Here is a 10,347-nt window from a genome sequence, read left to right on the forward strand (position 1 = left end):
GAACTGAAAATCAATAAATTTAAAAATAGCTAGGTCTGCTGGCCTAGCTTTTGGTTCAAAGTAGAGAAAGGAATATCATGGCAAATCATTTTCGTACGGATCGTGTGGGCATGGAAATCAAGCGTGAAGTCAATGAGATTTTGCAAAAGAAAGTCCGTGATCCGCGTGTCCAAGGTGTGACCATCACAGATGTTCAGATGCTAGGTGACTTGTCTGTAGCCAAGGTTTACTACACCATTTTGAGTAACCTTGCTTCGGATAACCAAAAAGCTCAAATCGGGCTTGAAAAAGCAACTGGTACTATCAAACGTGAACTTGGTCGCAATTTGAAATTGTACAAAATCCCAGATTTGACCTTCGTCAAAGACGAATCCATCGAATATGGAAACAAGATTGACGAGATGCTACGCAATCTGGATAAGAACTAAGAAGAGGGGCAACCCTCTTTTTTGGTGGGGAAATGACTACAAAGCATGCTAGGGAATCTTTCTAGACTTAAAAATTATTAAAAAGCTTTATAAAATTTAGATAGTGTGATATTATAGGAAATGAGAAGAGTGAGATGAAACGATTTTTCAGCAATAGCCAGCAAGACTGGTATCGTCAATATTTTAAAGTGTAGTTAAAAGAGGAAAGATAATATGAATCCTATCAAAGCTTTTGCTAAAACTTATGGTAATTACTTTTTGACCGTGCAAGGTGTAAAAGTGATGAAAACGATAAAGAAAGATGACCATGCCGTTGTCGGTCTGGGGAAACTCTTTATTGCAGACAAGTTAATGGATACGGCTCGGTGGCTCATCAAGCCAGAGGAGAGAGAATGAAATTTTTCTGGGCAATTCTTGCTATTATTTTTATCAAACCAATTTTTGGGATTTTGAAATTCTTTTGGATGATCATCTCTTTTGCAGTCCAATTGCTGTTTTACAAGCTATTATTTAAAATATTGGATTGGCTCTTTAAACTTATTTAGGTCGTAATTCAAGTCGCAGAGAACTAGCAGGAACTCCACTGCTAGTTTTTTAATCTCTTTCCTTGTGGTATAATAAAAGCAGTAAAATCATTTTATACTCTTCGAAAATCTCTTCAAACCACGCCAGCGTTGCCTTGCCGTAGGTATGGTTACTGACTTCGTCAGTTCTATCCACAACCTCAAAACACTGTTTTGAGCAACCTGCGGCTAGCTTCCTAGTTTGCTCTTTGATTTTCATTGAGTATTAGAACATACAATGGAGGTCGTCATGGACAATATCATCGATGTGTCAATTCCCGTTGCAGAAGTGGTGGACAAGCATCCAGAAGTCTTGGAAATTCTAGTGGAGTTGGGTTTTAAACCCCTTGCTAATCCCCTGATGCGTAATACTATCGGTCGCAAAGTATCGCTCAAACAGGGTTCTAAGCTTGAAGGAACTCCTATGGACAAGATTGTCCGCACGCTGGAAGCAAACGGCTACGAAGTGATTGGATTAGACTAATGGCAGATGAACGGATTCATGTCCTGCGGGATATTTTGTTAGAATTGCACAATGGCGCCTCTCCTGAGTCGGTTCAGGAGCGTTTTGATGCGACCTTTGCGGGTGTCTCAGCCATAGAGATTTCCCTCATGGAGCACGAGCTGATGAACTCAGACTCGGGCGTCACTTTTGAAGATGTCATGGAACTATGTGATGTCCATGCCAATCTTTTTAAAAATGCTATCAAAGGTGTTGAAGTAGAGGATACCGAACACCCTGGCCATCCAGTTCGGATCTTTAAGGAAGAAAATCTGGCCCTCCGTGCGGCCTTGATTCGCATTCGGAGATTGTTAGATACATATGAGTCTATGGAAGATGAAGAAATGCTGGCGGAGATGCGAAAGGGCTTGGTTCGTCAGATGGGACTTGTAGGTCAATTTGATATTCATTACCAACGTAAAGAAGAACTCTTCTTCCCCATCATGGAGCGCTATGGTCACGATTCGCCTCCTAAGGTCATGTGGGGAGTGGATGATCAGATTAGGGAACTCTTTCAAACAGCTTTAGCGACAGCCAAGTCACTACCTGAAGTGCCGATTTCCACTGTAAAAGAAGATTTTGAAGCTTTTGCGGCAGAGTTTGAAAGTATGATTTTCAAGGAAGAGTCCATCCTCCTCATGATTCTTCTTGAGTCCTTTACCCAAGATGATTGGCTTCAGATTGCGGAGGAGAGTGATGCCTACGGCTATGCCATCATCCGTCCGTCAGAAAAATGGGTGCCAGAAAGACAGAGTTTCGTCGAGGAAAAGAGTGAAGAGGAGCCTGTACAGCTAGATACGGCAGAGGGTCAAGTTCAGCAGGTTATCGATACGCCTGAAGGACAGTTCACCATTACCTTTACCCCTAAGGAAAAAGAAGCAGTGCTGGACCGCCATAGTCAACAGGCTTTTGGGAATGGCTATCTCTCGGTCGAGCAGGCCAATCTCATCCTCAATCACCTCCCCATGGAAATTACCTTTGTCAATAAAGATGATATTTTCCAGTATTACAATGACAATACGCCGGCTGATGATATGATTTTCAAACGGACGCCATCCCAAGTCGGACGCAATGTCGAACTCTGTCATCCACCTAAGTACTTGGACAAGGTCAAGACCATCATGAAGGGGCTTCGTGAGGGAAGCAAAGACAAGTATGAAATGTGGTTCAAGTCTGAGTCGCGAGGTAAGTTTGTCCACATCACCTACGCAGCAGTGCACGATGAAGAGGGAGAATTCCAAGGTGTGCTGGAGTATGTTCAGGATATCCAGCCCTACCGTGAGATTGACACGGACTATTTCCGTGGACTAGAATAAGGAGAAAAAATGAGTTACGAACAAGAATTTATGAAGGAATTTGAAGCCTGGGTCAATACCCAGATTATGATCAACGACATGGCGCACAAGGAAAGTCAAAAAGTCTACGAAGAAGACCAAGACGAGCGTGCCAAAGATGCTATGATTCGTTACGAAAGTCGCTTGGATGCTTATCAGTTCTTGCTTGGTAAGTTTGAAAACTTCAAAGCAGGCAAGGGATTCCATGATTTGCCAGATGGCTTATTCGGTGAGCGAAATTATTAAACGAGATAGATTCTTGATTTTTTACTAAAATCTTGATAGAATATTTATATTAAATCCTTGTCAGAGCAGGGGTTTTTTATTGAAAGGATTTTATCATGTCAAAGAAACTCAATCGTAAAAAACAATTACGAAATAGCCTCCGTCGCGCAGGTGCCTTTTCAAGTACTGTGACTAAGGTTGTAGAAGAGACAAAAAAAGTCGTGAAACGTGCAGAGCAGTCAGCGAGCCAAGCTGGTAAGGCTGTTTCTAAAAAAGTTGAACAAGCAGTAGAAGCTACTAAAGAGCAAGCTCAAAAAGTAGCCAATTCTGTAGAAGATTTTGCAGCAAACTTGGGTGGGCTTCCACTTGATCGTGCCAAAACTTTCTATGATGAAGGAATTAAGTCTGCATCAGATTTCAAAAACTGGACTGAAAAAGAACTCCTTGCCTTGAAAGGAATCGGCCCAGCTACCATCAAGAAATTGAAGGAAAATGGTATCAAGTTCAAGTAATTTTTCCTGTGCCTTGCATTTCCGTCAAAATCTTGCTACAATAGAGCCATTAGAGGTGTTTTGAATCCCGCATTTTACAGAAAGTGGCGGTGCTGAGAAGTCCACAAATGTGTCAAAACTGGTTGCTAATGGATGAAAAATTGAAATAAAAGTGTCTTTTTGTTTTAAAGACGAGAGTTGCGGGCAACTGCCCGAAATTGGGTGGTACCGCGGATAAGCACATTCGTCCCTGTCATGTAGATGGCAGGGCTTTTCTTTTGCGTCTTAGTAAAAGGAGGTTGTTATGAAGCAATCTTTTAAAACAAGTGAACTCTACTATGGCTTTCCTATCTTCATTTTGGGGTATCAGGATCAGAATTTTGGACACAATATTACGACCTGTAGCTCCTCTTATAGCTTGGGAGATTGGCTAGTCATTGGTGTCGGAGCTGAGGAAAATGCGGCTGAGCAAATCAAGCATTACCAGAAGTTTACTGTGAATATTCCTGATGAAAATCTCATGCTCGAGATGGAGAAGGCTGGTTTTATCAGTCATCGAGAGAAATTGAAACACCTGGGGCTAGACTACGAGATTTCTGAACGGACTCAGGCACCGATTTTAGGGGTTTGTCCAGTCGTGTTAGAATGTCAAGTTGATAGAATTATCGAGGAAGATGGAATCTGTCATATCTTTGCCAAGATTATCGAGCGACTTGCTGATCCAGATCTCTTGGATGAGAAAGGGCATTTTAAAAATGACCGTTTTTCACCGACTTACTTTATGGGGGACGGTCACCAGCGCGTTTATCGCTATTTAGATAACCGTGTTGACCCTATGGGGAGCTTCATAAAGAAAGCGAGGAAGAAGGATGTCAAGAGCTGAATTACCAGAACAATTAGAAACCGAACGACTCGTCCTACGAGTTCGTACAGTGGCAGATGCTGAAGCTATCTTTGACTATGCTAGTCGTCCAGAAGTCTCTTACCCAGCAGGTTTTCCACCCGTTAAGACCTTGGAAGATGAGATTTATTATCTGGAGCATATCCTTCCCGAACGCAATCAAAAGGAAAATCTCCCAGCTGGCTATGGGATTGTCGTCAAAGGAACCGATAAAGTCATTGGCTCTGTTGATTTTAACCATCGCCATGCGGATGATGTGCTTGAGATTGGTTATACCTTGCATCCAGACTATTGGGGTCGAGGCTATGTACCAGAAGCAGCGTTTGCCTTGATTGACTTAGGCTTTAAAGATTTGGGTCTTCACAAGATTGAACTGACTTGTTTTGGTTATAATATCCAAAGTCAACGAGTCGCGGAAAAGCTTGGCTTTACCCTCGAAGCTCGTATCCGAGACCGTAAAGATGTTCAAGGAAACCGCTGTGACAGCCTGACATATGGCTTGCTGAGGAGTGAGTGGGAGGTGATTTGATGCATCTTTTCATCATTGGGGCTCCGGCTTCTGGGAAAATGACGATTGGTCAAGAGTTATCTCGACTGACAGATGCTACCCTCTTTTATAACCATCAAGCCATCGATTTTGCATTAGAAATCTATCAGGACTTTACAGAGGAAATGTGGGAATTTGTTCGTGGAATGACCTTTTCTTTCCTTGGAGCAAGTGCAAGAAATCAGCGATCAGTAATTTTAACTGACGTAATTGATTTTTCAAATCAGTACCAGCTGATGTATTTAAAGCAAATTCAGGATTTATTGGATAACTTTCATCAAGAGATTCTGTTTGTTGAGTTGGAAACAAGTCTTGAAGAGCGTTTACGTCGAAATCGAACGGAGAACCGGTTGAAGCACAAACCCTTAAAACGACATATTGAGGTATCTGAAAGAGAAATTTTAGAGACCGCTGAAACACTTCAATTAAATTCCCAGCATCAACTGAATGAGTTGCACCACTACTTTAAAATAAATAATACGAATTTGTCTGCAGAAGAAGCTGCTAAGCAGATTCAAGATAAAATGAATACAATAGAGAAAGGACACACACATGTCTAAAGAACTTTCACCTAAATACAATCCAGCCGAGGTTGAGGCTGGTCGTTACCAAAAATGGCTTGATGCGGATGTTTTCAAGCCTTCAGGCGATCAAAAGGCTAAGCCTTATTCTATCGTTATTCCGCCACCAAACGTAACTGGGAAACTTCACCTTGGTCACGCTTGGGATACGACTTTGCAAGATATCATCATCCGTCAAAAACGTATGCAAGGTTTTGACACACTTTGGCTTCCAGGGATGGACCACGCGGGGATTGCCACTCAAGCTAAGGTTGAGGAGCGCTTACGTGGTGAGGGTATTACGCGTTATGACCTAGGTCGTGAAAAATTCCTCGACAAGGTCTGGGAATGGAAAGACGAATATGCCACTACTATCAGGGAACAATGGGGCAAGATGGGGCTCTCTGTAGACTACTCTCGTGAGCGTTTCACTCTTGACGAAGGTTTGTCAAAAGCGGTTCGCAAAGTATTCGTGGACCTTTACAAAAAAGGATGGATCTACCGTGGTGAATTTATCATCAACTGGGACCCAGCAGCTCGTACAGCCCTTTCTGATATCGAAGTTATCCATAAGGACGTGGAAGGTGCCTTCTACCACATGAACTATATGCTAGAAGACGGCTCACGCGCCCTTGAAGTTGCCACAACTCGTCCTGAGACTATGTTTGGGGACGTTGCGGTTGCGGTCAATCCAGAAGACCCACGCTACAAGGACTTGATTGGTAAAAACGTTATCCTTCCAATCGCTAATAAACTCATCCCAATCGTTGGGGACGAGCACGCAGATCCTGAGTTTGGTACTGGTGTTGTTAAAATCACGCCTGCCCACGATCCAAACGACTTCTTGGTTGGTCAACGCCACAACTTGCCACAAGTTAACGTCATGAACGATGACGGAACCATGAACGACTTGGCCTTCGAATTTGCAGGTATGGACCGTTTTGAAGCTCGTAAGGCAGTCGTTGCTAAGTTGGAAGAAATCGGTGCCCTCGTCAAAATCGAAAAACTTGTTCACAGTGTTGGCCACTCAGAACGTACAGGTGTCGTGGTTGAGCCACGCTTGTCTACTCAGTGGTTCGTCAAGATGGACCAATTGGCCAAAAATGCTATTGCCAACCAAGACACAGATGACAAGGTAGAATTCTACCCACCTCGTTTCAACGATACCTTCCTTCAATGGATGGAAAATGTTCACGACTGGGTCATCTCTCGTCAGCTCTGGTGGGGTCACCAAATCCCTGCTTGGTACAATGCTGAGGGTGAAATATATGTCGGCGAAGAAGCTCCAGAAGGTGAAGGTTGGACTCAGGACGAAGATGTCTTGGATACGTGGTTCAGTTCGGCTCTTTGGCCGTTCTCAACTATGGGCTGGCCTGATGTCGACTCAGCAGACTTCAAACGTTATTATCCAACATCAACTTTGGTGACTGGTTATGATATTATCCCGTTCTGGGTATCTCGAATGATTTTCCAAGGTTTGGAATTTACTGGCAAATCGCCATTCAAAAATGCATTGATTCATGGTCTGATTCGTGACGAGGAAGGCCGTAAGATGTCTAAATCACTGGGCAATGGGATTGATCCGATGGATGTTATTGATAAGTACGGAACAGATAGCCTGCGTTGGTTCCTTTCAAACGGTTCTGCACCAGGTCAAGACGTGCGCTTCTCTTACGAGAAAATGGACGCTTCTTGGAACTTCATTAACAAGATCTGGAACATCTCTCGCTACATCCTCATGAACAATGAAGGCTTGACCCTTGAGCAAGCAACTGCCAATGTGGAAAAAGTTGCCAACAAGGAAGCTGGAAATGTCACAGACCGCTGGATTCTCCACAACCTCAATGAAACCATCGGAAAAGCAACTGCCAACTTTGACAAGTTTGAGTTTGGTGTGGCTGGACACATCCTCTACAACTTCATTTGGGATGAGTTTGCGGACTGGTATGTTGAATTGACTAAGGAAGTCCTTTATAGCGACAACGAAGAAGAGAAAGTCATCACACGCTCTGTTCTCCTTTACACTTTGGACAAGATTCTTCGTCTTCTCCACCCAATCATGCCATTCGTGACAGAGGAAATCTTTGGACAAATTTCAGAAGGCTCTATCGTGACAGCAGAATACCCAACTGTCAACTCAGCCTTTGAAGACCTTGCGGCTCACACTGGTGTAGAAAGCCTCAAAGACTTGATCCGTGCCGTTCGTAATGCGCGTGCAGAAGTAAACGTAGCACCAAGCAAACCTATTACCATCCTTGTTAAGACAAGCGATAGTGACTTGGAAGCCTTCTTTAACAGCAATGTCAACTATATCAAACGCTTCACAAATCCAGAACACTTGGAAATCGCCTCAACCATCCCTGCGCCTGAACTGGCTATGTCAAGCGTCATCACAGGAGCAGAAATCTACTTGCCTCTCGCAGACCTCCTCAATGTCGAAGAAGAACTCGCTCGTCTCGACAAGGAACTGGCTAAATGGCAAAAAGAACTGGACATGGTCGGCAAGAAGCTCTCTAACGAACGCTTCGTAGCCAACGCCAAACCAGAAGTTGTCCAAAAAGAACGCGACAAACAAGCCGACTACCAAGCGAAATACGATGCGACAGTCGCACGTATTGATGAGATGAAGAAGTTGGTGAAATAAACTATAAACCTCGGCAATTTGCTGGGGTTTTTGGTATAATTAAAACAACACTGCTAATGAGGTTCTAGTATGACTATAAAAGTATATTCCATTGATGAAGTTATTGAGGAGCGGACGCTCGATGACGAAAAGATAAAAAATATTCAAACGTTGTTTAAATTTTTGATAGGTGAGCAACAATCACATCTATCCGTAAAGTGTATTTTACCTCCAGAAAAACAAAACAATACTTCAGTATTGTTTGAGTTTAAAAATCATAGACCTAAAGACAGTTTTGATTTTAAAAAATTTGCTAATAAACTATTGTCAGCAGAAACAAACGAGGATGGAAAACGAAATAATACGATTAGAACAGGTATTCTGTTTATTGAGCAAATTGGTAGTCGTATAAAGTTAATAAAGCTAGAATCAACGAAAGCAATCGACCCCGAAACGTTTGCTATTAGACAAGATTTAGGATTAGATAATAGTTACTACAAGATTTGTATCTTTGAAAATAATTTTAATGATATAACCATCATCGATAAAAGTAATACAGCTGCAAAATTTTGGTATAATAAGTTTTTAGATTTGAAACTTTTTAGAGATAGTGATATTAATACTGATACACTAATTAGATTTGTTAAAAACAACTCATTATTTTCCGAAAAGGTTATAAATCAAATTAACTATGAAGAAATTAAAGAGCTATCATTAGAGTATATTTTTGAGAATATCTCTTTTGATAAGGTTGCATTAACTAATAAGCTGGTTCAAAATAATTTACTAGATACAAATGATGAAAGTGAGATCTTTTCTGAAAAATCTTTGGATTTAGATTCAGAATTTGATATTTCTAAGAAAATAATTGTTAAACATTTTAAAAAATCTTTACAAATATCTGATATAACAAGTATTTATACGGATAACATTATTGAGATGAAAGATAGGCAGGAAGTAGAATATAATAAAAATACAGGTAAGTTAGAGTTGGATATTCAAGAGAGGTATCGCTCTCAAGTTTTACAAAATCTTGGTATAGACGAATGACTAATAATGTAGTAAGAAAATGGCAAAATACTGCTGCGATTATCGATTTAAATACTCCTTTACAACAAATTTTTAAATCAAATCAGATTGGTGTCGAAAAGAATGACGGACACTATATCTTTAATAAAGAGAATACTTGGATTTTTGAAGAAGAGTTTATTGATGCACCAAGTCATAATCTACAACAAATTTTTGATAAATTATGCATTAAAAATTATGATAATATACAATGTTTTGATTCAGCAACTAACGAATTTAAAGTAGTTACTGAATCTGATGCTGAGAACTACTTAAAAATTATTAGTTTAAATACCATTAATGGTGTAGAATATGAAAAATTAAAAATTTCTTTAAAACTTTTGTCTGGAGGAAACTATAGTTCTAAGAGTGATCGGGTACGCCACCTTATAAACATATATGTATTATTTCTTTTAGCTAATCGAACAAAGAGACAACAAAATAGCCTTGAATTTACCTTTGAAGGCGATTTAGATTCTTTTGTCTTTGAAACTGAGTTTGGAAAAAAAAAAATAATCTATGGATTATTAGAAATTTATGAATGGATTGTTACTAAACAAGAATACAGTGAAGCTTATAAAGTAAAGTTGCAGATTGTTAGAAGTTTAATTATAAAACAAAAAAAACTTGATCAGTTAGACTTAATTAAAAATCAAGCAGAATCTATTTTTAATAGAATCGTTAGTGAAAAAACAGACCATTATTTTGAACTTCAAAATAATTTAAAAGATGACTTTATAAAAATTTCAACTATGACTAGTGAATCTAATTCAAGTTTAAATACGAAATTATTTGGTTGGTTAACGGCTTTTTCTTTGATTATTTTTGATTTTATAAAAAAGAGTGATGGTCAAGATTTATTTAGAAAAATTGTTTGTTCAACTTCAGAAAAAACTAATGTATTGTTATTACTTTTGATTATGGCTTTGTTAATCATCATGCTAATGTTTAATTTAGATATTAGAAATATTAGAAAACAATATCAATGTTTAAAAGATCTTTATGTGAATCAAATGTCTATTTCTAATGAAGAATTTAACAAATTTATCAAGAAACCATTGTATAGTAACATGTATAACTTATTATTACTCAGCTTGTTAATTAT

General features: G+C 39.9%; 12 protein-coding genes. All 12 read left to right on the forward strand.

The genetic code is table 11. The features are described 5' to 3' along the window. Positions 1-77 precede the first annotated feature (77 nt). Positions 78-428, forward strand: a complete 351-nt coding sequence (rbfA, locus tag GEZ85_RS02920) for a 30S ribosome-binding factor RbfA (RefSeq protein WP_001273601.1) — start codon at positions 78-80, stop codon at positions 426-428. A 213-nt stretch (positions 429-641) separates the two neighbouring features. Continuing rightward, entirely contained in the window at positions 642-824 is a 183-nt protein-coding gene (locus GEZ85_RS02925; RefSeq protein WP_153209242.1) for a hypothetical protein, read from the forward strand. A gap of 417 nt (positions 825-1,241) precedes the next feature. Continuing rightward, positions 1,242-1,475, forward strand: coding sequence for a DUF1858 domain-containing protein (locus GEZ85_RS02930; RefSeq protein ID WP_000368734.1), 234 nt, complete (start codon positions 1,242-1,244; stop codon positions 1,473-1,475). Continuing rightward, on the forward strand, positions 1,475-2,809 hold the full coding sequence (locus tag GEZ85_RS02935; protein WP_153209240.1) for a DUF438 domain-containing protein: 1,335 nt from the start codon (positions 1,475-1,477) through the stop codon (positions 2,807-2,809). Before GEZ85_RS02930 ends, GEZ85_RS02935 begins: the two co-directional genes overlap by 1 nt. Positions 2,810-2,818: 9 nt before the next feature. Next, on the forward strand, positions 2,819-3,073 hold the full coding sequence (locus GEZ85_RS02940; protein WP_000119706.1) for a DUF1912 family protein: 255 nt from the start codon (positions 2,819-2,821) through the stop codon (positions 3,071-3,073). 95 nt (positions 3,074-3,168) lie between these two features. Beyond that, positions 3,169-3,564, forward strand: coding sequence for a helix-hairpin-helix domain-containing protein (locus GEZ85_RS02945; protein ID WP_000038635.1), 396 nt, complete (start codon positions 3,169-3,171; stop codon positions 3,562-3,564). A 283-nt stretch (positions 3,565-3,847) separates the two neighbouring features. Further along, positions 3,848-4,426, forward strand: a complete 579-nt coding sequence (locus GEZ85_RS02950) for a flavin reductase family protein (RefSeq protein ID WP_153209238.1) — start codon at positions 3,848-3,850, stop codon at positions 4,424-4,426. Then, a complete protein-coding gene (locus tag GEZ85_RS02955) occupies positions 4,413-4,973 on the forward strand; it encodes a GNAT family N-acetyltransferase (protein ID WP_153209236.1) in 561 nt (186 codons plus the stop codon). Before GEZ85_RS02950 ends, GEZ85_RS02955 begins: the two co-directional genes overlap by 14 nt. Continuing rightward, a complete protein-coding gene (locus GEZ85_RS02960; RefSeq protein WP_153209234.1) occupies positions 4,973-5,551 on the forward strand; it encodes an AAA family ATPase in 579 nt (192 codons plus the stop codon). Before GEZ85_RS02955 ends, GEZ85_RS02960 begins: the two co-directional genes overlap by 1 nt. Beyond that, positions 5,544-8,195, forward strand: coding sequence for a valine--tRNA ligase (locus tag GEZ85_RS02965; protein WP_153209232.1), 2,652 nt, complete (start codon positions 5,544-5,546; stop codon positions 8,193-8,195). The genes GEZ85_RS02960 and GEZ85_RS02965 overlap by 8 nt, the downstream gene beginning before the upstream one ends. Before the next feature lie 69 nt (positions 8,196-8,264). After that, on the forward strand, positions 8,265-9,224 hold the full coding sequence (locus GEZ85_RS02970) for a hypothetical protein (RefSeq protein WP_153209230.1): 960 nt from the start codon (positions 8,265-8,267) through the stop codon (positions 9,222-9,224). Further along, positions 9,221-10,347: hypothetical protein (locus GEZ85_RS02975; protein WP_153214787.1), on the forward strand; the 1,127-nt coding region annotated here is incomplete at its 3' end. The genes GEZ85_RS02970 and GEZ85_RS02975, both read left to right, overlap by 4 nt.

Origin of the sequence: Streptococcus mitis (genome assembly GCF_009496205.1) — a bacterium.
Taxonomy (GTDB): Bacteria; Bacillota; Bacilli; order Lactobacillales; family Streptococcaceae; genus Streptococcus; species Streptococcus mitis_BN.

Bases quoted from the DNA above. Each gene is read 5' to 3' on its own strand.
- GEZ85_RS02950 (WP_153209238.1), top strand. From the start codon at position 3,848: ATGAAGCAATCTTTTAAAACAAGTGAACTCTACTATGGCTTTCCTATC.
- GEZ85_RS02960 (WP_153209234.1), top strand. From the start codon at position 4,973: ATGCATCTTTTCATCATTGGGGCTCCGGCTTCTGGGAAAATGACGATT.
- GEZ85_RS02930 (WP_000368734.1), top strand. From the start codon at position 1,242: ATGGACAATATCATCGATGTGTCAATTCCCGTTGCAGAAGTGGTGGAC.
- GEZ85_RS02925 (WP_153209242.1), top strand. From the start codon at position 642: ATGAATCCTATCAAAGCTTTTGCTAAAACTTATGGTAATTACTTTTTG.
- GEZ85_RS02940 (WP_000119706.1), top strand. From the start codon at position 2,819: ATGAGTTACGAACAAGAATTTATGAAGGAATTTGAAGCCTGGGTCAAT.
- GEZ85_RS02935 (WP_153209240.1), top strand. From the start codon at position 1,475: ATGGCAGATGAACGGATTCATGTCCTGCGGGATATTTTGTTAGAATTG.
- GEZ85_RS02945 (WP_000038635.1), top strand. From the start codon at position 3,169: ATGTCAAAGAAACTCAATCGTAAAAAACAATTACGAAATAGCCTCCGT.
- rbfA (WP_001273601.1), top strand. From the start codon at position 78: ATGGCAAATCATTTTCGTACGGATCGTGTGGGCATGGAAATCAAGCGT.
- GEZ85_RS02970 (WP_153209230.1), top strand. From the start codon at position 8,265: ATGACTATAAAAGTATATTCCATTGATGAAGTTATTGAGGAGCGGACG.
- GEZ85_RS02955 (WP_153209236.1), top strand. From the start codon at position 4,413: ATGTCAAGAGCTGAATTACCAGAACAATTAGAAACCGAACGACTCGTC.
- GEZ85_RS02965 (WP_153209232.1), top strand. From the start codon at position 5,544: ATGTCTAAAGAACTTTCACCTAAATACAATCCAGCCGAGGTTGAGGCT.